19 protein-coding genes are annotated in these 23,926 nt (G+C 69.7%); 5 read left to right on the forward strand and 14 right to left on the reverse strand.

The genetic code is table 11. The features are described 5' to 3' along the window. Position 1 precedes the first annotated feature (1 nt). The 8 genes from ACZ48Z_RS30830 to ACZ48Z_RS30865 all read right to left on the reverse strand — a co-directional run bounded on the left by ACZ48Z_RS30830 (position 2) and on the right by ACZ48Z_RS30865 (position 12,368). Entirely contained in the window at positions 2-991 is a 990-nt protein-coding gene (locus ACZ48Z_RS30830; protein WP_468739155.1) for a CehA/McbA family metallohydrolase, read from the reverse strand. A 511-nt stretch (positions 992-1,502) separates the two neighbouring features. After that, positions 1,503-2,636, reverse strand: coding sequence for an ABC transporter ATP-binding protein (locus ACZ48Z_RS30835; protein ID WP_468739156.1), 1,134 nt, complete (start codon positions 2,634-2,636; stop codon positions 1,503-1,505). Between the two features lie 13 nt (positions 2,637-2,649). Next, positions 2,650-3,711: an ABC transporter ATP-binding protein gene (locus tag ACZ48Z_RS30840; RefSeq protein ID WP_468739157.1), complete on the reverse strand. Its 1,062-nt coding sequence runs from the start codon at positions 3,709-3,711 to the stop codon at positions 2,650-2,652. A 15-nt stretch (positions 3,712-3,726) separates the two neighbouring features. Beyond that, positions 3,727-4,704: an ABC transporter permease gene (locus ACZ48Z_RS30845; RefSeq protein WP_468739158.1), complete on the reverse strand. Its 978-nt coding sequence runs from the start codon at positions 4,702-4,704 to the stop codon at positions 3,727-3,729. Between the two features lie 98 nt (positions 4,705-4,802). Then, positions 4,803-6,596: an ABC transporter substrate-binding protein gene (locus ACZ48Z_RS30850; protein ID WP_468739159.1), complete on the reverse strand. Its 1,794-nt coding sequence runs from the start codon at positions 6,594-6,596 to the stop codon at positions 4,803-4,805. Between the two features lie 99 nt (positions 6,597-6,695). Continuing rightward, complete coding sequence (locus ACZ48Z_RS30855) at positions 6,696-7,715, reverse strand: ABC transporter permease (protein WP_468739160.1); 1,020 nt, start codon at positions 7,713-7,715, stop codon at positions 6,696-6,698. A 372-nt stretch (positions 7,716-8,087) separates the two neighbouring features. Further along, positions 8,088-9,995 (reverse strand): translational GTPase TypA, encoded by a 1,908-nt coding sequence (gene typA, locus ACZ48Z_RS30860; protein WP_468739161.1) that lies wholly within the window; start codon positions 9,993-9,995, stop codon positions 8,088-8,090. 126 nt (positions 9,996-10,121) lie between these two features. Beyond that, positions 10,122-12,368 carry an ABC transporter family substrate-binding protein gene (locus ACZ48Z_RS30865; protein ID WP_468739162.1) on the reverse strand — a complete coding sequence of 749 codons (2,247 nt, stop codon included), beginning with the start codon at positions 12,366-12,368 and terminating at the stop codon, positions 10,122-10,124. 396 nt (positions 12,369-12,764) lie between these two features. On the opposite strand from ACZ48Z_RS30865, the gene ACZ48Z_RS30870 reads away from it, so the two are divergent. From ACZ48Z_RS30870 to ACZ48Z_RS30885, 4 genes are read left to right on the forward strand one after another with little or no spacing between them, the layout of a single operon-like run. After that, complete coding sequence (locus tag ACZ48Z_RS30870) at positions 12,765-13,055, forward strand: hypothetical protein (protein ID WP_468739163.1); 291 nt, start codon at positions 12,765-12,767, stop codon at positions 13,053-13,055. Positions 13,056-13,074: 19 nt separating this feature from the next. Beyond that, a complete protein-coding gene (locus ACZ48Z_RS30875; RefSeq protein ID WP_468739164.1) occupies positions 13,075-13,911 on the forward strand; it encodes a hypothetical protein in 837 nt (278 codons plus the stop codon). Beyond that, entirely contained in the window at positions 13,911-15,845 is a 1,935-nt protein-coding gene (locus ACZ48Z_RS30880) for a fumarate reductase/succinate dehydrogenase flavoprotein subunit (RefSeq protein ID WP_468739165.1), read from the forward strand. Before ACZ48Z_RS30875 ends, ACZ48Z_RS30880 begins: the two co-directional genes overlap by 1 nt. Next, on the forward strand, positions 15,842-16,612 hold the full coding sequence (locus ACZ48Z_RS30885; RefSeq protein ID WP_468739166.1) for a succinate dehydrogenase/fumarate reductase iron-sulfur subunit: 771 nt from the start codon (positions 15,842-15,844) through the stop codon (positions 16,610-16,612). Before ACZ48Z_RS30880 ends, ACZ48Z_RS30885 begins: the two co-directional genes overlap by 4 nt. On the opposite strand, the gene ACZ48Z_RS30890 is transcribed toward ACZ48Z_RS30885, so the two are convergent. From ACZ48Z_RS30890 to ACZ48Z_RS30905, 4 genes are all read right to left on the reverse strand, one after another. After that, a complete protein-coding gene (locus ACZ48Z_RS30890; RefSeq protein WP_468739167.1) occupies positions 16,593-16,730 on the reverse strand; it encodes a hypothetical protein in 138 nt (45 codons plus the stop codon). The two genes, ACZ48Z_RS30885 and ACZ48Z_RS30890, sit on opposite strands and share 20 nt — an antisense overlap. A 129-nt stretch (positions 16,731-16,859) precedes the next feature. Then, a complete protein-coding gene (locus ACZ48Z_RS30895; RefSeq protein WP_468739179.1) occupies positions 16,860-17,402 on the reverse strand; it encodes a phosphotransferase family protein in 543 nt (180 codons plus the stop codon). Positions 17,403-17,423: 21 nt separating this feature from the next. Continuing rightward, positions 17,424-17,831 carry a hypothetical protein gene (locus ACZ48Z_RS30900; protein ID WP_468739168.1) on the reverse strand — a complete coding sequence of 136 codons (408 nt, stop codon included), beginning with the start codon at positions 17,829-17,831 and terminating at the stop codon, positions 17,424-17,426. A gap of 45 nt (positions 17,832-17,876) precedes the next feature. Beyond that, on the reverse strand, positions 17,877-18,953 hold the full coding sequence (locus ACZ48Z_RS30905) for a glycoside hydrolase family 18 protein (RefSeq protein WP_468739169.1): 1,077 nt from the start codon (positions 18,951-18,953) through the stop codon (positions 17,877-17,879). A gap of 79 nt (positions 18,954-19,032) precedes the next feature. Here ACZ48Z_RS30905 and ACZ48Z_RS30910 point away from each other — a divergent pair, with 79 nt between their 5' ends. Next, positions 19,033-20,433 carry a hypothetical protein gene (locus tag ACZ48Z_RS30910; RefSeq protein WP_468739170.1) on the forward strand — a complete coding sequence of 467 codons (1,401 nt, stop codon included), beginning with the start codon at positions 19,033-19,035 and terminating at the stop codon, positions 20,431-20,433. Here ACZ48Z_RS30910 and ACZ48Z_RS30915 read toward each other — a convergent pair. Both ACZ48Z_RS30915 and ACZ48Z_RS30920 read right to left on the reverse strand, forming a co-directional pair. Beyond that, the gene (locus tag ACZ48Z_RS30915; RefSeq protein WP_468739171.1) at positions 20,430-23,054 is read right to left on the reverse strand and encodes a SpoIIE family protein phosphatase; all 2,625 of its coding nucleotides are present in this window, start codon (positions 23,052-23,054) and stop codon (positions 20,430-20,432) included. The two genes, ACZ48Z_RS30910 and ACZ48Z_RS30915, sit on opposite strands and share 4 nt — an antisense overlap. 289 nt (positions 23,055-23,343) lie before the next feature. Next, a complete protein-coding gene (locus tag ACZ48Z_RS30920; protein ID WP_468739172.1) occupies positions 23,344-23,748 on the reverse strand; it encodes an ATP-binding protein in 405 nt (134 codons plus the stop codon). Between the last annotated feature and the right edge of the window lie 178 nt (positions 23,749-23,926).

Genomic DNA, 23,926 nt, shown 5'->3' on the forward strand with positions numbered 1-23,926 from the left:
GTCAATTGAGGATGATCGGATTGGTGAGTGCGGCGACGTGCCCGTTGGAATGGCGGACCTCGATGCGGACGAACGCCGAGTCTTCCGCTGTCGTGTCCCACTGCACCACGCCCGCCCCGTCACCGGCGAGAGACACCCGGTGAACCTTCCCTCGATCGGTGTGGAAGCTGACGGTCCCCACCGGCACGCCTCGTACTGCTGCCTGCACTTCCACCTGCTCACCATGAGTCGCGAGCCGTTCACCCACCCTGGCAACGCGACCATCGGCATGGGCGGTGAACGACACGTCCACATCCGCCGACTCGGCGATCCAGCTGCGGCCGGCACGGATTCCCGCCAGGACCGCCTCAGTGCTCAGCTCCTCGGCGAAGACCACGGTGTGAGGGATGCCGATCTGCCCCTCCAAATGGGTGTCGCTGTTGCCCATCGCCGGCCGCCACGAGCCCGTGTGGATGTCCGCCGCGAGGCTCCGCCCCCACTCCGCCAGGGCAGCCTCATTGTCTGCATTCCAGGGCCGGTCCGAAGTCCACAGTCCGTTCCACACCTCCACCACGTCGAAGCCCCGGAAGGGGAACATGAAGTCGCCCGACGGGTAGGGCGCATGCGGGTGCGCGACCACGCACAGGCCCCCTACTCGATGGACCTGGTCCAGGCAATGGCCGATCAGCCCGTCCCTGACCTGGTGGTTCCAGTCGACGACCTCGCCAGGACTGATGCCGAGCGCCAGCCAGTGCCCGGTCTTCGTGGTCACTTCCTCACCGAGAAGGATCAGGAAGTCATCGGCAGCCAGATGCCCCCATGCACCGGGGGCTGCGGCTGAGTTGTGCTCCGTCGTCGCGATGAAGTCGAGCCTGGCGGCGCGCGCCCGAACGGCCAACTCTTCAGGGGTGAGTTCCCCGTCCGAGTGGACGGAGTGGACATGGCAGTCCCCGCGGTACCAGGCCGCCCCGCGTCCGACCGCCCGCGCCCGCGGAAAGCTCAAACTCGACAAGGATCTCTCCCCCAAAGTCCTGTCACGTCAACGCGCAAGCAAAGCAACCGGTTCCGTCGCGCCACTGAGCAACCGTCTCAGCCGAGAGGTCAGACCAAGATCTCATTCTGAAACGATCAGTAAGGCGCTGACATGCCGGGGCCTCCGGACCAAGGCTGCCGACAGAGCGGGGTGCCCGTGAGCCGGGCGCCGGTGAGCCGGGGTGCCAGTAGACCCGGGTGCCGGCAGGCCGGCGGGCCAGGTGTCGGCGGGCCGGGGCGCCGGTAGACCCGGGGCCAGTGGACCGGGGAGCCGGAGTGCCGGTGGGCCAGGTGTCGGCGGGCCGGGGCTCAAGCGGGCCGGAGAGCCGGTGGGCCGACGTGCCGGTGGACCGGGGCTCAAGCGGGCCGGAGTGTCGGCGGGCCCGGCGCTGGTGGACCGGGGTGTCGGCGGGCCGGGGTGTCGGTGGGGAATGACTGCCGGGGGCGGAGGCGGTTCGCCTTCGCCCCCGGTCAGGGGTTGTGCCGGGTCGTCAGTCCTTGGCCGGTGTGTCGGACTCCGCCGCGTCCTCCAGGGCCTTCAGAGCCGGGTCCATGATCACGTCCTCGTCACGGGCCTCGATGGTCGGGTCCTCCGGGAAGTGGCAGGCCGTGAGGTGGTCCGCCCGGTTGCCGGAGATCTGGACCAGCGGGGGCTCGTCCGTGGCGCACTTGTCCTGCGCCTTCCAGCAGCGGGTACGGAAGCGGCACCCGGACGGCGGGAGGATCGGCGAGGGGACGTCACCGGACAGGCGGATCCGCTCGCGGCTCGCACCCGTTCCGTCGAGGTCGACCTCGGGCACCGCGGAGAGCAGGGCGTGCGTGTACGGGTGCCGGGGCCGGTTGTAGATCGACTCCCGGTCACCGACCTCGACGATCTTGCCGAGGTACATGACCGCGACCCGCTGCGAGAAGTGCCGTACCACCGCCAGGTCGTGCGCGATGAACAGGAACGCGATACCCAGCTCTTCCTGGACCTTCTTGAGCAGGTTCACGACCTGCGCCTGGATCGACACGTCCAGGGCGGAGACCGGCTCGTCCGCCACGATCAGCTTGGGCTGGAGGGCCAGCGCCCGGGCCACGCCGATGCGCTGACGCTGACCGCCGGAGAACTCGTGCGGGAAGCGGTTGTAGTGCTCGGGGTTGAGGCCGACCAGCTCCAGGAGCTCCCGGACCCTCGTCTCCCGGCCGCCCTCCGGCTCGATCCCGTTGACCTCCATCGGCGACTTGATGATCGAGCCGACGGTCTGGCGCGGGTTCAGCGAGGAGTACGGGTCCTGGAAGATCATCTGGATCTCGGACCGCACCGGCGCCAGCTGACGGCGTGAGGCGTGCGTGATCTCGTGACCGGCGTACGTGATCTTGCCGGCCGTGGGCTCCAGGAGCCGCGTGATCAGCCGGCCGGTCGTCGACTTGCCGCAGCCGGACTCGCCGACCAGGCCGACGCTCTCGCCGACGCCGACCGTCAGGTCGACCCCGTCGACCGCCTGGACGGCGCCGACTTTCCGTTTGATCGGGAAGCCGCCGTAGATCGGGAAGTGCTTCGTCAGGCCCTCGACCCGGAGGAGTTCCTCGCGTGAGGTACCGGTGGAACCCTGCTGGGCGGGGAGGGTGAGGTTGTCGCTCATGTCTCGGATCTCCCTAGCGCAGCCGGGGCTGGATCTTGTCGATGAAGATGGACTGCTTCTGCTCGGCGGTCAGGTGGCACGCGGAGGCGCGCCCCTCGCCGAGCGGCGGGCGGGAGTCGGTGCACAGCGTGCCCGGCACCTCGTCCTTGAAGGCGCACCGCGGGTGGAACGGGCAGCCGGAGGGCGGGTTGAGCAGCGAGGGCGGCGAGCCGGGGATCGGCTCCAGCGCCTCGTTGATGTCGCCGTCCAGGCGGGGCATGGAGCTCAGCAGACCCCAGGTGTAGGGGTGCTTGGGCTCGCCCAGGACCTCTCGGACGGAGCCGCGCTCCACGGCCCGGCCCGCGTACATCACCAGCAGGTCGTCGGCCATGTTCGAGATGACGCCGAGGTCGTGCGTGATGAAGATGATCGCGGAGCCGAACTCCTGCTGGAGGTCCTTGAGCAGGTCCAGGATCTGGGCCTGCACGGTGACGTCCAGCGCGGTGGTCGGCTCGTCGGCGATCAGCAGGTCGGGGTCGCACATCAGCGCCATGGCGATCATCGCGCGCTGGCGCATACCGCCGGAGAACTGGTGCGGGTAGTCGTCGAACCGCTGCTTGGGCTGCGGGATGCCGACCTTCTCCAGCAACTCGACGGCACGGTCCCTGGCCTCCTTCTTGGAGGCGCCCCGGTGCTTCATGAACGGCTCGGCCAGCTGACGGCCCACCGTGTAGAACGGCGACAGCGCGGTCAGCGGGTCCTGGAAGATCATGGCCATCTTGTTGCCGCGGAGCTGCTCCAGCTCCCGCTCCGTGGCCGTGACCAGCTCCTTGCCGTCGAGGACGATCTCGCCGTCGACGGTGCTGGTGCGGGGGTTGTGCAGGCCCAGGATCGTCAGGTTGGTGACGGACTTCCCGGAGCCGGACTCGCCGACGATGCCCAGGGTCTTGCCGCGCTCGACGTCGAAGGAGAGGCCGTCGACCGCCTTGACGATGCCGTCCTCGGTGGAGAACTGCACCTTCAGATCACGCACCGAGAGGAAGCTCTCCGGACCGGTCGGGGCCGGCGCGTCCTCGGTCTTGGTCAGTGTGGTCACGGTGGTTCGTTCTTCCTAGGAGAGCCGGACGCGCGGGTCGATGTAGGCGTACGCGATGTCGGTGAGGATGTTGACGATCAGGATGAAGAAGGCACCGAACAGCATGACACCCATGGTGAGCGGCAGGTCCTTGTGGACCGCGCCGTCCACTGCGAGACGGCCGATCCCCTGGAGCGAGAACGTCAGCTCGGTGACCACGGCGCCGCCGAGCATCGCGCTGATGTCGATGCCGAGGACCGTGACGATCGGGATCATCGAACCGCGCCAGGCGTAGCGGAAGAACACGTACCTGTTCGACATGCCCTTGGCGCGGGCGGTGCGGACGTGCTCCTCCGCGAGCTGCTCGATCATCGAGGAGCGCGCCATACGCGTGTACTGCGCGGTGAAGATGGTCGCCATCACCAGCGTGGGCAGCAGCAGTCCGGTGAACCACCGCCAGGGGTTCTCGGTGATCGGGTGGTACGCGGGGTTGTCCATCCAGCCCGTGCTGTAGACGAAGATCAGCAGGACGATCGGACCGAGCACGTAGATCTGGAACGAACTGAGCACCATGGACACGCCGGTGGCGACCCTGTCGACCAGTGTGCCGCGCCTGTAAGCGGAGATCATGCCGGCGCCGACACCGACGATGACGAAGACGATCGCGCCGCCCGCGGTGAGTGTAAGGGTCGTCGGGAAGCGGTCCATGATCGTCGACCAGACCATGTCGCCCGAGTAGAACGACTGGCCGAGGCAGGGTGCGTTGCAGTGCCCGGTCGGGTAGTCGCGGCCCATCACGATCCCGGACATGAAGTCCCAGAACTGCTGATGGATGGGCAGGTTGAGGCCGAGTGCCTGGCGGATGTCCTCCAGTCTCGCGGGCGAGCAGTCCTTGCCACAGGCCAGGGAGGCGTAGTCGGAGGGCGCGGCGACGAACAGGAAGAACGTGGCGGCGCCGATGAGGAACAGGGTGACCAGGGCACCGACCGTGCGCCGGAGGATGAACTGAAACATGGCGGGAGGGCTGCTCTCTGCGGAGACGGTGGGAGGTTTCACGGAGGTGCGGGGGTGCGCTCCGCCTGGTGCGCACCCCCGCGATCAGCCGTAGAGAGTTACGACTTCACGTAGAGGCGGGTGATGTCGATGAGGCTGGACACCGAGCCGTAGCGGGCACCGCCGATGTTCGACCCGGAGAGCTGGAACTGCTTGGTGTACCAGAGCGGGGCGGCCGGGAGGACCTTCTCCAGCAGGTAGTGCTGGGCTTCCTTCCAGGTCTTGGCAGCCGCGGTCGGGTCCTCGGAGAGGGCCTGCTTGATCAGGGCGTCGACCTTGGGGTCCTTGACGTGGGAGTAGTTCGAGGAACCGTCGGCGACCTGGGTACCGTCGTAGATGGGCGTGATCACCGTGCCCGCGGACGGCCAGTCCTGGCCCCAACCCGTGATGTAGATGTCGTACGGGTTGTTGAGCTTGCCGATCTGCTCGTAGTAGCTCGCGGAGTCGACCTCCTTGGCCACCACGTCGAAGCCGACCTTGGTGAGGGCGTCCTCGATGGCGACCTTGCGCTTCTGGCCGGCCTCGCTGTTGGAGTAGGCGAAGACGACCTTCTTCTCGGCCGCCGGAACGCCCTTGAGGATCTCCTTGGCCTTCGCGATGTTGCCCTGCGGCGCCTTCAGACGGCCGTACGGGTCGTAGCTCGCCTCGTAGCCCGGCAGGGTCGGGGCGAAGTAGTTCGGCGCGACGTCGCCGCCGTAGGCACCGCCCTCACCGGCGATGAGCGACTTGGAGTTGACCGCGTAGGTGATGGCCTGGCGGACCTTGAGGTCCTTCACGCGGCTCAGGTTGAAGGTCAGCTGCATGACGTAGGGCTGGTAGCCCTTGACCGTGCGCTTGTTGACGGCCGGGTTACCGATGACGTCCTGGATCTGCGTGGCCTCGACGGCGCCGGTGAGCTGGATGGCGTTCTTGTCCTCGCCCTGGTCGGCGATCAGACGCTTGGTCTGGGTCGACTCGGTGACGCCGAACTGGAAGTCGAAGCCGTTCGCGTACTGGTGGCGGACGGAGTCGGTCTTCGGGTCCCAGTTGGTGTTCTTCTGGAGGACGAGTTCCTTGCCGACCTTGTTCGAGACGATCTTGTACGGGCCGGTGGCGACCGGAGCCTTGTCGTACGCCGCCTTGGTGTCCGTCTTCGCCGGGACGATGGCGTAACCGGCCATGGCCATGGTCTGCGGCAGGTCGGGGCGCGCGGTGTCGAAGTGGAAGACGACCGTCTTGTCGTCCGGGGTGTCCAGGACCGAGGCCGGCAGGTGCTTCTTGCCGAAGCCGCCGTCCGGGAGCGCCTTGCGGTACTCCGCGCCGCTCAGCCAGGTCTGCAGGTAGGTCGGGCCGTCGAAGATGAAGCTCGCGTACTGACGCTCGACGGTGTGGCGGACGTCGGCGGACGTGATCGCGTTGCCGTTCTGGTCCTTGATGCCGTCCTTCAGCGTGAAGGTCCAGGTCTTGCCGCCGTCCGAGGACTTGCCCGAGTCGGTCGCGAGGTCACCGACGACCGAGACGCCGCCCTTGCCGTCCTCCTTGAACTGGGTCAGGCGACGGAACAGCAGGTTGGCGACCTGACCGGCGTCGGAGACGTAGATCTGGCCCGGGTCCAGGTGCGAGAGGCCCGCCTCCTGGTAGACGTTGATCGTGCCGCCGGCCTTGGCGCCCGTGACGTCCTCGGCAGGACCCGTCGACCCCGCGGCGTCGGCGTAGGTGACCGCCTTCGACTGGACCGAGGCTTCGCTCTGGTCCTTCTTCGAGTCGGTGCCGGAGTCGCCGCCCTCGTTCTTGGAGCAGGCCGTGAGAGCCAGCGAACCGGCTGCAAGGGCGACGATTACGGCGCGCGCTCTGCGCGAGCTGATGGGCTTCATGAGGCGAATACCTACCTGTCGGTTGTTATCCATGAGTACTGCCTGACGCGGCTGGTAGGCCGACGCGGGGGCGGCAGTCACCCCCCACCAATGGACGAGTTACCGCCCGGACTTGGGGTCGAAAGCGTCCCGGACCGAGTCTCCGAGGAGATTGAAGGCCAGGACGAAGATCACCAGCGCCGTGCCGGGGAAGAAGAGGAACGCCGGGTCCTGCTCGGTGTAGTTGGCAGCGGCGGCGAACAGTCGTCCCCAGTCCGGTGTCGGCTCGACGAAACCGACTCCGGCGAACGAGAGGAAGGCGATGGTGAGGATGGTGCTGGGCAGGGAGTACGTGAACTGCACCAGGATCGGCGTCACCACGTTCGGCAGGATCTCCTTGCGGACGATCCGCGCCGGGGAGGCGCCGGAGACCTTGGCGGCCTCGACGAACTCCCTCTCACGCAGGGACAGCACGGTGGAGCGGACCAGGCGCGCCATGCTCATCCAGCCCAGCAGCCACAGCACGATCAGCATCGCCAGTGCGCGGAAGTACGTGGGGGTCTCCTCCCGCGGGTCGACGAAGAACGCGGTGACCACGGGCATGAAGGCGATGAAGAAGAGCTGCTGGGGGAAGGACAGGAAGAAGTCGGTGACCCGACCGATCCAGTAGTCGGTACGACCACCGAAGTACCCGCCGATCAGACCGATGATCACGCCCGTGGCCATCAGCAGGACCGTCACACCGAGTGCCATGAACAGCGACGTCCGCATGCCGTACATGAGCATGGCGAACAGGTCACGGCCGTACTGCGGCTCCACACCGAACCAGTGGTCTCCCGAGACGCCGCCGAAGTAGCCCAGGGGAAGACCGAACTGGTCCAGGATGGGCTTGTCCGCGTAGGTCGGGTCCTGCCCGTACAACGTGTACGGGTCGGTCCCGCTCAGCTTGGTCAGCAGCGGCGCGAGCAGCGAGACGACGAAGTACAAAATCACTACCACGGCGCAGATGACACCGGTACGGTCACGCTTGAAGCGCTGCCACATCAGCTGGCCGGGAGAACGACCCTCGAGCTTCTGCTCGCCCTTGACAGGCGCGGCGTCCGTCTCGAGCTCGGGGTCCAAGGCGACTGGACTGGTCATGTGTGTACTTCCCCCGGGGGGTTGGAGAGCTGTGCGCAGCACAGATACCGGCAGGTTCTGTGGTTTGGGGGAACTGTCGCCAAAGTGTTCAACGCGCGTCAAGGGCGGAAGGCATAGGGATCTCCCTACCGACCATATTTTGAGGAAAAATTGCAAAGATTGACACCTGGTCGCGCTTGACACGCGAGACGACAGACCGTCAAAACGGACATACCGGAATGGATTTCCGTTCACATGTCCGAAACACGACGGATGGATTACCGATTACCGGACGGTCACACATAGGTCACGGACAGGCTTCTGTGGGCAGGCCGAAGGCCCGGTTCCTCAGGAGTCGAAGAACCGGGCGGTCGACTGTCGCCGGCGGTGGGATCAGCCGTGCTTGGCGCGGCTCGCGGCGCGGGCGCGCTCGCGGCCGTCCAGCTTGACCTTGCGGATGCGCACCGCCTCCGGGGTCACCTCGACGCACTCGTCGTCGCGGCAGAACTCCAGGGACTGCTCCAGGGAGAGCTTGCGCGGCGGCACGATCGCCTCGAACGAGTCGGCGGCGGCCGAGCGCATGTTGGTGAGCTTCTTCTCCTTGGTGATGTTCACGTCCATGTCGTCGGAGCGCGAGTTCTCGCCGACGATCATGCCCTCGTACACCTCGGTGCCGGGGTCGGTGAACAGCACGCCGCGCTCCTGGAGGTTCGTCATCGCGAAGGCGGTGACGGCACCCGAGCGGTCGGCGACCAGCGAGCCGTTGTTACGGGTCGTCAGCACGCCGAACCACGGCTCGTGGCCCTCGTGGATGGAGTGGGCGATGCCCGTGCCGCGCGTGCCGGTCAGGAACTCCGTACGGAAGCCGATGAGACCGCGGGAGGGAACGACGAACTCCAGGCGGACCCAGCCCGAGCCGTGGTTGGACATGTTGTCCATCCGGCCCTTGCGGACGCCCATGAGCTGTGTGACCGCGCCCATGTGCTCCTCGGGCACGTCGATCGTCATGCGCTCGACCGGCTCGTAGACCTTGCCGTCGACCACCTTGGTGACGACCTGCGGCTTGCCGATGGTCAGCTCGAAGCCCTCGCGGCGCATCTGCTCGACCAGGATGGCCAGCGCCAGCTCACCACGGCCCTGCACCTCCCAGGCGTCCGGGCGCTCGGTGTCCAGGACGCGCAGCGAGACGTTACCGATCAGCTCACGGTCGAGACGGTCCTTGACCTGACGCGCGGTCACCTTGCGGTCCTTGACGGCCGCCTTGTTCTCGGCGCCCTTGCCGGTGCCGCCACGGCCGACCAGCGGCGAGGTGTTGGTACCGATGGTCATGGAGATCGCGGGCTCGTCGACCGTGATCAGCGGGAGCGGAATCGGGTTCTCGGGGTCGGCGAGGGTCTCGCCGATCATGATGTCCGGGATACCGGCGACGGCACAGATGTCACCGGGGCCGGCCTTCTCGGCGGGCTTGCGGGTGAGCGCCTCGGTCATCAGCAGCTCGGTGATGCGGACGTTGGACATCGTGCCGTCGCGCTTGATCCAGGTGACGGTCTGGCCCTTGCGGAGCTCGCCCTCCTCGACGCGGAGCAGCGCGATACGGCCGAGGAAGTTGTCCGCGTCCAGGTTGGTGACGTGCGCCTGGAGCGGGGCCTCCTCGTCGTACTGCGGGGCCGGGACGTGCGACAGGATCGTGGTGAAGAACGGCTCCAGGCTGTCGCTGTCGGCCGGGACCGTGCCGTTCTCCGGCTTGGTCAGCGAGGCGACACCGGCACGCGCACACGCGTAGACGATCGGGAACTCGATCTGCTCCTCGTCGGCGTCCAGGTCGAGGAAGAGGTCGTAGGTCTCGTTGACGACCTCGTCGATACGGGAGTCGGGCCGGTCCGTCTTGTTGATGCACAGGATGACGGGCAGCCGCTGCTGGAGCGCCTTGCGCAGCACGAAGCGGGTCTGCGGCAGCGGGCCCTCGGAGGCGTCGACGAGCAGCACCACCGCGTCCACCATCGACAGGCCGCGCTCGACCTCACCGCCGAAGTCGGCGTGGCCGGGGGTGTCGATGATGTTGATGGTGATGACATCGCTGCCATCCTTGGGGTGGTACTTGACCGCCGTGTTCTTGGCCAGGATCGTGATGCCCTTCTCACGCTCCAGGTCGTTCGAGTCCATCATTCGGTCGTCGAGCGACTCGGCGGCGTGCGCTGCGAAGGCACCGGCCTGCTTCAGCATGGCGTCGACGAGGGTCGTCTTGCCGTGGTCGACGTGGGCGACGATGGCGACGTTGCGGATGTCGTGGCGCGTGGCCATGAAGGCGTACTCCTGGAGTGTGAGGAAGGCCGACGCGTACTTCTGTGTTACGCGGACCCTGCCGGGCTGAACACGCCACGGCCTTACCCCATCGTACGTTGCCCGTGCACCCGGGGCTCGCCGGGCTCAGTCCCCCGCGGGCCCGGCGGGGGCCTTGGCGCCCTTCTCCAGGAAGCCCATGTCCTCGTAGACCGGCGTCTGGAACCCGAAGGCACCCGCGTTCACCAGGTTCTTCTTCGCGGCTGTCAGCTGGGGCCGCTGGTACAGCGGGATGGACCCGGCGGCGGCCCAGATCCGGGAGTCGGCCTTGCGGATCAGGCCCCGGCTCTCCCCCTCGTCCAGCGTGGTGAGGGCCTGGTCGAAGAGCTGGTCCACCTGGTCCGTACCGACCCGGGTGTAGTTCTGCTCCACGTTCAGCGATCCGTCCGCGGCCGGCACCGGTTTGGCGAAGATGGGGCGGGCGTCGGTGGCGGGGAAGGCGGACGCGGGCCAGGAGTACAGCGCGAGGTCGTACTGCCCGGACGCGATGTGGTCCTTGAAGTAGCTCTCGTCGGACACCTTGGAGATCTCGGTCCGGATGCCGATCTTCTCCAGCATCGAGGCGATCCGCCCGGCCACGGTCCGCAGCGTCCCGGACCCCGGGCCCGACGGCAGCACGAACCGCAGGGTCAGCGCCTTGCCGTCCTTGGCCAGCACCTTCGCCGCCGCACCCGCCGGAGCGGGCGTGCCCTTGGGCGCGTACGCCCCCGCCGGCGCCCCGCCCTGCTTCAGCTTGTCGGCGTACTGCTTGCCGTCCGGCGCGAGGCGCCGCGAGCCGCCGTCGCTCTTCTTCGCGTGGTCCTTGGGGTCCTTGTCGTCGCTCTTGTCGTCCTCCCCGACGATGTACGTGCCGTCCCCGTCCTCGGAGTCCTTGTCTGCCTTGCTCGCCTTGTGGGCCTTGTCGGTCTTCTTGCCCTTGGCGCCGGCGGCCTTCTTCTCCTTCTTCTCCACCGGTCCCCCGGGCACCCAGCCGGCGTCGGCCAGCAGCGCCGACGCCTCCTTGGTGTCCTGGCCGCCGAGCGCGCCGCTGTTGTCGGCGTAGGCGTCCTGGCCCGAGAGCGCGAGGTGGCTGCCGACGGGTACGGCGGGCAGTCCGAGCGGGGTGAGGACGACGCCGGCCAGCGCCTTGCGGTCGAGGGCGCGGGCCACGGCCCGGCGGACCCGCTCGTCGGTGAGGGGACCCGAGGCGCCGTTGAGGGCGAGCTGGGTGTAGGCGGGCTCCAGCGACCTGCGGACCTCGAAGCCCTTCAGGGCCGTCTGCTCGCGCTCGTACGCGGCGACCGTCCTGCGCTCCTTCTCGCGGGCGCTGATCTCGTCGTCGGCGGCCTCTTCGTCGTCCCCGTGGGCGACGGCCCAGGAGCGCAGCGCGTCGGAGGCGCCCAGGTTGCTGCCGGGGCCGTGGGCCGGGAGACCGCCCGGACCGGCGAGCGGGGTGCTGCCGGCCTTGGCGCCCGCGCGTCCGGCAAGGCTGATGCGTCCGAGGGCCTCGGGGTCGATCTCGGCGAGGTCGATCTCGCCGGCGGCCAGCGCGGCGGCCCGCTTGTCGCGCGGCACGGCGCGCAGCACGATCTCGTCCAGCTTGGCGGGGTGGCCCCACCAGCGCGGACTGCGGGTGAGGACGACCTCGTCGCCCTTGCGGTCGACCTTCTTCACCTTGAAGGGACCGGCGGTGACCTTGAGCTTCTTGCGGGCGGAGTCGTTGAAGGAGTCCGGGGTGCCCATGACGTCCTTGGGGTACAGCGGCGAGAACAGCGAACGCCAGTCGGCGTACGGCCGTGCGAAGGTGACCCGGACCTCCAGGTCGTTGGCCCCGCGCTGGATCTTCTCGATGCGGTCGTAACCGGCGTTGCGGGCCGTCCAGTACGCGGAGTCCTTGCCGGACAGGGCGCGCCACTGGGCGGCGAAGTCGGCGGCGCCGATCTCGCGGCCGTCGCTCCACACGGCCTGCTGGTTCAGCTTGTACAGCACGACCTGCTTCGGCTCGGTCTCGACGACCTTCGCCGACTCCAGGTAGTCGAGGTCGGCCTGCGGCCGTCCGTCGGCGTCGAGCCGGTACATCGACGGCAGGACCGCCTGGGCGACGGTGGTGGTGGTCGCGTCCGCGTCCGACTGGAACGTGTTGAGGGTCTCCGGCACCGCGTCCGTGGCCCAGTGCAGGGTGCCTCCGTCGGCGACCAGGTCGCGGGGGGCGGGTGCGATGTCCTGCTCCGCGAGGGGCTTGCTCGCCCTCTCCTCGGTACTGCACCCGGCGAGCGCGGGCACCGCGAGCGCACCCGCGGTGAGGAAGGCGACCGAGCGCATGACCGCGCGCAGTCCGACGCCGTCGTGGGACATGCCGGTTACCTCCGAGAGTGCGCCGCCAGGTTTTGATCACGTTTGGCGGTATATGGAGTTGATCAGATGTATGCCGATACTGAAGAGGAAAGGGTTCGGCAGCGGAGGGCGACACGGCGTGAGCGACGGGAAAGCCCACCCGGGCGGCCCAATGTTCTTCAGCCCGCCCGGCGTCCGAGGACGAGTCCCTGGGGCCGAAGGGGGTCCGGGGACGAAGGGCGGGCTGGGGGCGCAACCCCCGGGGACGCGCGCCCCCGGCTCACCCGCACGCATCCGCCCACCGCTGGAGGCAATCCGTGCACACCCCTTCCACGCGGCAGGTGTGACGCGCAACACTCTCAGGCGCATGACCGTTCCTGCCCAGGGCGACCGCGCCCGCGGAAGTGAGGTCACGTCATGTCCGTGAACGACGAACTGGCATCGGCTCAGCGCTCGCTCGACGAAGTGCTCCGGTACGTCAAGCGCCTGGAGCAGCAGTTGGGCAGCGGTGGACTGGAGATGCGCCGCGTCCGGATGGACGCCGACCGGCTGCGCGAGAGCCTCGCGCTGCTCAGGGAGACCGACCCGGAACTCGCCAAAGCCCGGCGCCCCGACCTGGTCTCCATCTCGGACACCCCGTACGACAACAGCCTGTGGACGGACTCGGACGACGAGGGTCTGGGGGCCCGCGACCGCCGAGCCCCCTGAACCCGACCGGAGTCAAGAGTTGGCCACTGGTACGGAACCGCCCGACACCGAATCCCATACCGCGCGCGGCGGCGTACGCACCGGTACGCGCGCCGCGATCGACGCCCCGCATCTGCGCACCGACCGCTGGTGGCTGGCGCCGGCGGCCACCGCTGCCGGGCTGCTCGCCTTCATCGTGTACTCGACGTGGCGGGCCTTCGCCGACACGGACTACTACGCGGCCCCGTATGTCTCGCCGTTCTACTCGCCCTGTCTCGCCGAGCGCTGCGAGACCATGCGCCACGGCCCCAACTGGGAGATTTTCGGCGGCTGGTGGGGCATCTCGCCCGCGATCATCATCCTGATCTTCCCGCTCGGCTTCCGGCTGACCTGCTACTACTACCGCAAGGCCTACTACCGGGGCTTCTGGGCGTCCCCGCCGGCCTGTGCGGTGGCCGAGCCGCACAAGAAGTACACCGGTGAGACCCGCTTCCCGCTGGTCCTGCAGAACATCCACCGGTACTTCTTCTACGCGGCGATCCTGGTCGCCTGCATCCTGACCTACGACACCGTGCTCTCGTTCCGCAACGAGAAGTACGAGTGGGGCCACATGGGCCTCGGCAGTCTCGTGTTCCTGGTCAACATCGCGCTGATCTGGGCGTACACCCTCTCCTGCCACTCCTGTCGGCACATCGTCGGCGGCAAGCTCAAGCACTTCTCCAAGCACCCCGCGCGCTACAGGGCCTGGCAGTTCGTCGGGAAGCTCAACGCCCGGCACATGCAGCTGGCCTGGGCGTCGCTGGTGAGCGTGGCGCTCGCCGACTTCTACGTGTTCCTGGTCGCCTCCGGCGCTTTCGATGATCCGAGGTTTTTCTGATGTCCGTGGTCGACCGGCAGGAGTGGGACGTCGTCGTGGTGGGCGCCGGGGGTGCCGGTCTCCGTGCCGCCATCGAGGCCCGTGAGCGCGGTGCCCGTACCGCCGTGATCTGCAAGTCGCTGTTCGGCAAGGCGCACACCGTGATGGCCGAGGGCGGCATCGCGGCCAGCATGGGCAACGCCAACTCCAACGACAGCTGGCAGGTCCACTTCCGCGACACCATGCGCGGCGGCAAGTTCCTCAACCAGTGGCGGATGGCGGAACTGCACGCCCAGGAGGCCCCGGACCGGGTCTGGGAGCTGGAGACCTGGGGCGCCCTGTTCGACCGTACGAAGGACGGCCGGATCTCCCAGCGCAACTTCGGCGGCCACGAGTACCCGCGCCTCGCCCACGTCGGCGACCGCACCGGCCTCGAACTGATCCGCACCCTCCAGCAGAAGATCGTGGCCCTGCAGCAGGAGGACCACCGCGAGACCGGGGACTACGAGTCGCGGCTGAAGGTGTACCAGGAGTGCACGGTCACCCGGGTCCTGAAAGACGGCAGCCGCGTCTCCGGTGTCTTCGCCTACGACCGTGAGACCGGCCGTTTCTTCGTCCTCGAAGCGCCCGCCGTGGTCATCGCCACCGGTGGCATCGGCAAGTCCTTCAAGGTGACGTCGAACTCGTGGGAGTACACCGGCGACGGGCACGCGCTGGCGCTGCTCGCGGGCGCGCCCCTGCTGAACATGGAGTTCGTGCAGTTCCACCCGACCGGCATGGTCTGGCCCCCCTCGGTGAAGGGCATCCTCGTCACCGAGTCGGTGCGCGGCGACGGCGGGGTGCTGCGCAACTCCGAGGGCAAGCGGTTCATGTTCGACTACGTCCCCGACGTCTTCAAGGAGAAGTACGCCGAGTCGGAGGAGGAGGGCGACCGCTGGTACGAGGACCCGGACAACAACCGGCGGCCACCGGAGCTCCTGCCGCGTGACGAGGTGGCGCGGGCCATCAACTCCGAGGTGAAGGCGAACCGGGGCTCCCCGCACGGCGGGGTCTTCCTGGACGTGTCCACGCGCATGCCCGCCGAGGTCATCCGGCGCCGGCTGCCGTCCATGTACCACCAGTTCAAGGAGCTGGCGGACGTCGACATCACGGCCGAGCCGATGGAGGTCGGGCCGACCTGTCACTACGTGATGGGCGGTGTCGCCGTCGAGTCCGACACGGCGGCGGCGCGCGGGGTGCCGGGGCTGTTCGCGGCCGGCGAGGTCGCGGGCGGCATGCACGGCTCGAACCGCCTCGGCGGCAACTCCCTCTCCGACCTGCTGGTGTTCGGACGCCGGGCGGGTCTGCACGCGGCCGAATACGCGGCGGACCTGAGCGACAGCCGCCCACCGGTGGACGAGGGCCAGGTCGACGCGGCGGCGGCCGAAGCCCTGCGGCCGTTCTCGGCGGAGGGCACGGAACCCGCCGCGGGACCCGCGGAGAACCCGTACACCCTGCATCAGGAACTCCAGCAGGCCATGAACGACCTGGTCGGCATCATCCGCCGCGAGGGCGAGATGGAGCAGGCGCTGGAGAAGCTCGCGGATCTGCGGGTACGGGCCCGGCGGGCCGGGGTCGAGGGGCACCGGCAGTTCAACCCGGGCTGGCACCTCTCCCTGGACCTCAGGAACATGCTGCTGGTCAGCGAGTGCGTGGCGCGGGCGGCCCTGGAACGCACCGAGTCGCGCGGCGGACACACCCGCGAGGACCATCCGGTGATGGACCGCAAGTGGCGCCGCGTCAACCTGCTGTGCCAACTCGTCGACCCGACAGGCGGGTTGGCGGCCACGGACCCGGTCCGCGGCCAGATCGACCTCACCCGTGAGACCACCGACCCCATCCGCGCCGACCTGCTCGCCCTCTTCGACAAGGAGGAGCTGGTCAAGTACCTCGCCGAAGAGGAGCTGTACGAATGAGCGGCTACACGGCCCACTTCAAGGTGTGGCGGGGTGATGTGAAGGGCGGTGACCTGGAGGACTTCGAGGTCGAGGTGAACGAGGGTGAGGTCGTCCTCGACATCGTCCACCGTCTCCAGGCCACCCAGGCACCCGATCTCGCCGTCCGCTGGAACTGCAAGGCGGGCAAGTGCGGTTCGTGCTCGGCGGAGATCAACGGGCGGCCCCGGCTGCTGTGCATGACCCGGATGTCGGTGTTCACCAAGGAGCAGACAATCACCGTCACTCCGCTGCGGGCCTTCCCGGTCGTCCGGGACCTGGTCACGAACGTCGGCTTCAACTACCAGAAGGCGCGCGAGGTCCCGGCGTTCGTGCCGCCCGCCGACCTCGGTCCCGGCGAGTACCGGATGATGCAGGAGGACGTGGACCGCTCGCAGGAGTTCCGCAAGTGCATCGAGTGCTTCCTGTGCCAGGACACCTGCCATGTCGTCCGTGACCACGAGGAGAACAAACCGGCGTTCGCGGGCCCCCGGTTCCTCATGCGGGTGGCGGAGTTGGACATGCATCCGCTGGACGCGGCGCAGGAGTCCGGCCTGGACCGCAAGAAGACGGCCCAGGACGAACACGGCCTCGGCTACTGCAACATCACCAAGTGCTGCACGGAGGTCTGCCCCGAGGGCATCAAGATCACGGACAACGCGCTGATCCCCCTGAAGGAACGGGCCGTCGACCGCAAGTACGACCCGCTGGTGTGGCTGGGGTCGAAGATCAGGAGGAGGTCTTCGTAGCGTCCCCGGGAGCGCGGCCGTGGCGCTGGGCCAGGAACTGGATCAACACGCCCGTCACGAACAGGATCCAGCCGGTCCACGCCACGTACGCGGACGAGCCGTGCGGTGACCGCGCCATGGGGCCCAACACGCCCCACACGGCTGTTGCGGCCGCGAAGGCCAGCGACCCGAAACCCGACAGCCTCGGCCGCCGGACCTTGGACCGGTGCCACGACAGGACCCAGCCCGTCGGCCCGATCCATACCGATCATCGTCCCACGAGCTCCATCACCCTGACCAGGTTGGATTCCGCGATCTCCCGCATCCACTCCGGGTTCGGGAAGTCGCCCTCGATGAGCCGGAGCGGGCCCGCGACCAGGGACACGTGCATGGCGAGGCGGTAGAGGCGCATCCGGTCCTCGTCCAGGTCGGGCGCGCGCAGAACCTCGTAGTGCCGCGGGCCGAAGCGGATCCGCAGGAAGACGTGCTCCCACTCGACGTCGAAGTACATCAGGCCCTCGACGTCGATCAGGGCGGGCCGCCCCCGGTCGTCCAACAGGACGTGGTCGGCGCCGAGTTCGCCGTGGATGAGGGTGTGCCGGGCGCGGGTCCTGACGGCCGCGGCGAGCCGTCGCACGGTCTCCTCGAGCTCCTCCCGCACACCGGCGATCCGCTCGTCCCGGACGGCGGCCTCCTCGATGTGGCGCAGGGCGCCCGCGGTGATGCGCTGCTCGCACGAACTCGCCGTCGAGGTACCGCCGTTGTCGACGAGCCCGACCTTGCCGAAGGCGGCGCCCTGCTGGGCGTGCAGGGTCTTGAGTTCACTGGCGAGCTACTCAAGGGCGGCGCGCCCGGCGACCGGGTCCCGCTCCAGGGCCGCCTCCAGGCTGCCGCCCCGCATGTCCTCGACGACCACGGCGTCCATTGCGGTGTCGGCGTACAGGAGGCGAGGGGTGCGGACACCGGCGGCGGCCAGCCGGTCGTGCGCGGCGGTGAAGACGTCGAGGCTCGTACCGGCGGAGAAGGGGTCGCGGGGGTCGGAGGGGCCGGCGTCCCAGTAGTCCTCGTCCGCCGACCAGACGTAGGCGACGACGGTCGTGCCGTCGTCGAGGGCGAGCCGGTAGACGCCCTTCCTGGTGCCGCCGCGCAGTCGCGTGACGGCGACGAGGGTCCGGCCGGTCGCGGCGCGGGCGAGAGGGGCGAGGTCGTCGCGGGTGAGGTGTCTGCGGGTCGGGGTCATTCGGCAGATCGTCGCAGTGCGGCGCCTCGGAGCGCAGGGGGTTTTCTAGCGGACCCAGTCCTTCTCGTACGCCGTCCAGTCGTCCTCCGTCGCCGCGAAGTCGACATACAGCGCGACGCCGAAGTTCGGGCGGTTCGCGTCCGTGCGGGAGAGGCCGAGGCGGACGCCCCGGACGGCGGCGGGGACGGTCTCGGCGAAGGCCCAGTGGTCGAAGTTGTTCTCCCGGTAGAAGGGCAGGCCCATCAGCAGGTCGGTGGAGTCCGGGGTGACCTCCAGGGCCAGCGAGGTCTGCTGGGCGACGTAACCGCCGTACAGGCTGTCCAACGGCAGGGCCGTGTCGTACGACATCACCGCGATCTGGTCGACCCGGCGCGCGACCTGCCCGAAGTACGCCTGCGACCACCACTTGGGGTGCTCGGTGAAGGTGCCCGCGACGGAGTGCAGGGCGGGCAGCGGGTCGATCTGGTGGGCGGCGACGGAGAGGGGCACTTTGCGGGCGCGGGTGACCTGGTGGAGGGCGTCGAGGAGGTCGAGGTAGTTCTGGTCGCCGGAGTGCAGGGGCTCCAGGTCGAAGTGGGCGCCGTCGAATCCGGCGGCGAGGATCTGGCGGGTGGACCGGACGACGGCGGCCCGGGTGGCCGCGTCCGCGAGGTGCAGGCCGTCGGGGCTCTCGGTGGCGAGCTTGTCGCCGAGCCAGGCCTGGACGCGGATGCCGGGGGCCGCCCTGTGCACGGCGCCGATGAGCCAACGCGCCCTCGGGTACGCCGATGCGGGCAGCGTCCCGTTGTGCTCCAGGGGCCCCGCGTGGACGTACAGGTCCCTGATGCCGGTGTCCCGGAGGCGGCGGGCGAGGGCGGTGACGTCGGCGTCGGTCTTGCGGCCGTCCACCCAGGCGTGGCCGAGCCAGATCGCGTCCTTGCCGCGGGTGCGGGTGCCGTCGGCGGGGTCGCCGGTGTAGTTGAGGCGGAGGGCGGCGGCGACGGCGAGAAGGGGCAGCAGGACGGCCAGGGCCAGCCCGAGGGCGCCCCGGCGGATCCACCGGCGGCGTCCCGGCCTCGGCGCCGGTGCGTCCTTCGCGCCCTCGTCGTCCCCGTCGGCCTGTGCCTTCTGCCCGTCCGTCATCCGCTCCCCGTCCCCTTCGCCGTACCCGCCCGCCCCGCCCCGCTCGCGCCCCCGCATTCCGGCCCATACGCTCCGAAACGTGACGTCATCCTTGGTACGGGGCCGACCGCGGCGGAGCCGCTCGCACATATCCGCGCGGGTGGCCCATGCCCTGCTGGGCGCGGTGACCGCGGTCGTGTGGCTGGTGCTGCCATGGATGACGATCAATGACGACGCTCCGGTTGCGAGCGCGCGTACGAATGCCGCGGCGCCCCAGGAGGCCGACTCCTCCGCCGCCGACCTCGTCCTGCCAGGGGCCGTGCTCGTCGTGGTGGTGGCGCTCGCCGCGTACGGCTCCCTGCGACGGATCCGCCGCACCCGCAGCCGTACGACACCCGCCGCCCCCGGCACGACCCACGTCGGCGCGTATCCCTCCCCCGCGACCCCTCCCCCGTCGGCCGACCTCGACGACCGCTCCCGTGCCGCACTCGTCGACGCCGACAACCGCCTCCGGGACTTCCGCGAGGAACTCCCTTTCGCCGAGGCCGGGTTCGGCCCCGAGGCGGTGGCCCCGTTCGCCCGCGCGGCCGAGGCGGCGACGGCCGAGCTGTCTGCCGCGTGCGCGATACGGCGGCGGTACGACGAGGGCGTGCCGCAGGAGGAGGCGGCCCGCGCGCATGCCCTCGCCGGAGTCGTGGGGCGCTGCGAGGAGGCCGCGCGGCGGCTGACCGCGGAGGCGGAGAACCTGCGAGCGCTGCGGGCGCTGGACCGGGACCCCGCCGGGGCCCTGACGACCGCCGAGACCCGCTTCCGTGAACTGACCGCCCGCACGGCGGAGGCGGAGACCCCGGACGTGGGCGACTCCGTCACCGGGTACGTCGAGCTGGCCAAGGACAGCCTGGTCACCGCCACCGTCCACCTCAACCAGACCCACCAGGCCACCGCCTCCGGCCAGGCGGACGAGGCGGTCCAGCACCTTCGCGCGGCGGAGACCGCGATCTCCCGGGCGGACGTGCTGGTGACGGCCGTGACCCGGCTGAACGCGGCGCGCGCCCAGGCCGCCGGGCTGATCCCGCCCGCACTCACCGGCGCGGAGGCGGAACTGGCCCCCTTCCGCGACGGCACCGCGCACAGGGGTGGCGCCCACGCCCGGCTCCCGCACGCCGACACGGTCCTGGCCGCCGTACGACAGGAACTGACCTCCGGCCACCCCTACGACCCGCTCGACGTGCTGCGCCGGATCGTGCGGGCGACGGCTCCCCTCGCGGACCGTCGCTCCGGGGTGCTCGGGGCCGCCGCGCTGCTGGTCGCCCGGGAGTCCGTGGCTTCGGCGGACGACTGCGTCACCGTCCACCGCGAGGGGGTCGGTGCCGCGCCCCGCGTCCTGCTGTCGGCGGCTCAGCGGCTGCTCGCCGACGATCCCCCGCAGGCGGACGCCCTGGCCCGCGAGGCACGCGACCTCGCCGAACGGGACGTACGCCTGCGCGGGCACCCCGCCTAGAACAGGCTCAGCAATGCCTCCGCCGGGTCCACCATGCCGTTCTCCCCGTCCGGCAACGGCAGTTCGAACCACACCGTCTTGCCGCGCGGTGTGCGGCGGGAACCCCAGGCCGCGCTGAGGAGACCCACGAGTTGCAGGCCCCGGCCGCCCTCGTCGGTGTCGCGGGCCCGGCGGCGGCGCGGCTGGACGAGGCCCGAGTCCCAGACCTCGCAGACCAGGGTGCGGTCCAGGAGCAGCCGGAGCCTGATCTCGCCCTCGCCGTAGCGCAGGGCGTTGGTGACCAGTTCGCTGACCAGGAGTTCGGTGGTGTCGACCAGGGGCTCCAGGTCCCAGCTGAGGAGCTGGCGGCGGGCGTACTCGCGGGCCCGGCCGACGCTGCGGGGCTCGCGCGGCAGCGTCCAGTCGCCGACGGATCCGGCGGGCAGACCCTGTACCCGCGCCATCAGCAGGGCGATGTCGTCCTCGCCGTGATGGGTGTCGAGGGTGTTGAGGACGTGGTCGCAGACGTCCTCCAGGGGCGCGGAGGGATCGGTCAGCGCTCCCACGAACGCCTGCAGCCCTTCGTCGAGGGGGTGATCGCGGCTTTCGACCAGTCCATCCGTGTAGAGCGCGAGCAGGGCGCCTTCGGGCAGTTCGACCTCGACCTCCTCGAAGGGCTCACCGCCGACGCCGAGCGGCATGCCGGGCGGCACGTCGAGCATCAGCGCGTCCTCGCCGGGTTCGACCAGGACGGGCGGGAGGTGGCCCGCGTTGGCGAAGGTGCAGCGGCGGGTCACGGAGTCGTAGACGGCGTAGACGCAGGTCGCGAGGTACACCTCCAGGAGGTCCGCCTCGCGGGGGCGACGGGCCGCGCGGGTGGCCTGCTGGACTCCGCCGGGGGCGCCGAGACCGCGGGCGATCTCGTCCAACGCGCTGAGCACCTCGGCGGGTTCGAGGTCCAGCAGGGCCAGGGTGCGGACGGCCGAGCGCAGTTCGCCCATGGCCACGGCCGCGCGCAGACCGCGGCCCATCACGTCCCCGACGACCAACGCCGTGCGGTGACCCGGCAGTTCGATGACGTCGAACCAGTCGCCGCCGACCTCGCTGGGCCGGTCCGCGGAGGAGTTGCCGGGCAGATAGCGACAGGCGATGTCCAGGCCGGCGGCCACCGGGTCGCCGGGCGGCAGCAGGGACCGCTGGAGCATCAGGGCCCGTTCGTGCTCCCGCCGGTACAGACGCGCGTTGTCGATGCAGACGGCCGCCCGCGCCGCGAGTTCCACCGCGAGATCACGGTCCCGGTCCCCGAACGGCTCGCTGCCCTTCGTCCGGGAGAACTGCGCGAGTCCTACGACGGTGTCGTGGGCGACCATCGGCACGGCGAGCGTGGACTGGACGAGGCCGCCCTCCTCGGCGGGGATGTACTGCGGGCGTGCGGTGCGCAGGGCGTCCGCGCAGGGCGAGTTGAAGGGGTAGTGGTGGACCGCGCCGACCGCGACGGGGTCGCCGGAGCCGGTGAAGGGGGCGTCGGAGACCGCGCTGGCGAAGGCGACCCGGCGCAGTTCGGCGCTGCCGTCGGCGAGGCCGGGCGGGGTCTCGTCGCCGGCCAGGAGACCCTGGTAGAGGTCGACGGTGGCCAGGTCGCAGAAGCCGGGGACGACGACGTCGAGGAGTTCGCGGGCCGTGGTCTCCAGGTCCAGGGAGTTGCCTATACGGGCGCCGGCCTCGTTGAGCAGGGCCAGATTGCGCCGGGCGGCGGCGGCCTCGCGGGCGGCGGCACGGCGGGCGGTGATGTCGGTTCCCAGCCAGGCGATGCCGATGGGGCGGCCGGAGCCGCTGTGCACGCGGTAGAGGTTGATCGACCAGTGGCGGCGCTCGTCGGAGCCCGGCAGGAAGCCGGTGACGTGCATGTCCGTGATGGAGTCGCCGGTCTCCAGGACGCGGCGCAGGGTCGCGGTGACCCGCTCGGCCTCGGGACGGGGCAGGTAGTCGTGGACGCCTTTGCCCCGGTGGTCGTCCGGAGAACCGCCGAAGAGCGAGGCGAACCGCTGGTTGGCGCGGCGGACCCGCAGGTCGGGGTCGATGAGCAGAAAACCGAAAGGTGATTGACCGAAAATCGCCTGCGAGGCGGCCAGGTCGGTCTCGATGCTGCGCAGCGTGCGCACGTCGACGACGATACAGACGGCGGCCCTCTCGCCCTCCTCGGTCCGCGTCGGCATGACGTAGACCTCGGCGAGACCCTCCCGGCCGGGCTCACCGCCCGCCGTGCCGGGGGCGCGGAAGGGGACCACGCCGGTCCACTCGCGGCCGTCCAGGATCTCGGCCATCTTGCGCTGGCCCTGCTCGTGCAGGTCCGGGTCGATGAACGCCTCGATGGGGTCCATGCCGACGGCGCGGCTCGCGGTGATGCCGAAGAGCTGTTCCGCGCGCAGGCTCCACTGGTCGACGAGGCCGTCGGGGCCTATGGAGAAGGACGCGACCTTGATGTAGTCGTAGATCGAGCCGGGCGGGCTGCTCTGCCACATGGCATCGCCGAAGGGCGCCTCGCCGGAGCGGAGATGCGCCACGGCATCATCCACGGCCTCCGTCCTCGCGCCGCCCGACGGGTCCTTCGACTCCGTGGCCTTCGCTGGTATCTCGCTCACGCGAACCGTCCCCTCCAGCTCACCGCGTCCGGTACCGGTCACCGGGGGCGGCTGCCCGCAGTATCCAGCACTACGGCGCCGCACAACACGGTGTTCACGATCACAGCACGATCCCGACGGTTTTCGGTCCGGGCTGCGACAACACTTCCAGTCTTCTAACCAGCGGACACCACGTCGAACCACGTCTGCCGACAACTGCCACTGGCCTGAACCAGCTGCTGGACAGGGGACGGGGTGTCGTACAGGCGTTCTCCATCGCGACCAGGTTCCCTTCAGTGCGGCCCGTCAGTCACGGCACCGCGAGTTCGAACCAGACCGTCTTGCCCTTCGCGCCGGGCCGGGTACCCCAGCGGCGGGCGGCAGAGGCGACCAGTTGCAGTCCGCGGCCGCTCTCGTCCTCGGGCCGGGCGACACGTTCGCGGGGCGGGTCGGGGAGCGGGTCGGAGACCTCCACGAGGAGGACTCCGTCGGCGCTCTCCGGACGGACCAGGCGGACGCCGATGGGGCCGGTGGCGTGCCGCAGCGAGTTGGTCACCAGCTCGCTGACCAGCAGGGCGGCGATGTCGGCGAGGCCGTCGAGGGCCCAGTCGCGCAGCCTCTCGCGGACCGCCGCACGGGCGGCGCGCACGGCGCCGGGTTCCGCGGGAAAGGTCCACTCGGCGCAGTCGCCTTCGGTGTCGATCACGCCGATCACCTCCCGGGCCAGCCGATGTCCACTTTCGTGGGGTTAAGGGGCACATACCCGATATCAGGGTCGCGGTACCGTGCCGAATGGCTTAAGAGGTCCTAACAAAGGCGTTGGACGTGGCGGTGGGTGATCAGACACGTGGCGAGGCCGAGGAACGCTTCGTGGATGTCGTCGCGTCTCTCCC

Source organism: Streptomyces sp. NPDC031225, assembly GCF_055570355.1.